Source organism: Klebsiella oxytoca NBRC 105695 (assembly GCF_001598695.1).
GTDB classification, from domain to species: domain Bacteria; phylum Pseudomonadota; class Gammaproteobacteria; order Enterobacterales; family Enterobacteriaceae; genus Klebsiella; species Klebsiella oxytoca.
In genome coordinates this window covers 1-503 of record NZ_BCZK01000043.1, presented here as the reverse complement: position 1 = coordinate 503, position 503 = coordinate 1, and the positions used below count along the sequence as shown (strand labels likewise).

At 52.3% G+C, this 503-nt stretch carries 1 rRNA gene; it reads right to left on the bottom strand.

The window, feature by feature from the left end:
- Positions 1 to 503 (bottom strand): 23S ribosomal RNA (locus tag KO1_RS26680); the annotation flags it as partial.

Sequence of the window (503 nt, the reverse complement as noted above, 5' to 3'; positions counted from 1 at the left end):
GGCTGTCTGGGCCTTCCCACATCGTTTCCCACTTAACCATGACTTTGGGACCTTAGCTGGCGGTCTGGGTTGTTTCCCTCTTCACGACGGACGTTAGCACCCGCCGTGTGTCTCCCGTGATAACATTCTTCGGTATTCGTAGTTTGCATCGGGTTGGTAAGTCGGGATGACCCCCTAGCCGAAACAGTGCTCTACCCCCGAAGATGAATTCACGAGGCGCTACCTAAATAGCTTTCGGGGAGAACCAGCTATCTCCCGGTTTGATTGGCCTTTCACCCCCAGCCACAAGTCATCCGCTAATTTTTCAACATTAGTCGGTTCGGTCCTCCAGTTAGTGTTACCCAACCTTCAACCTGCCCATGGCTAGATCACCGGGTTTCGGGTCTATACCCTGCAACTTAACGCCCAGTTAAGACTCGGTTTCCCTGCGGCTCCCCTATACGGTTAACCTTGCTACAGAATATAAGTCGCTGACCCATTATACAAAAGGTACGCAGTCACCC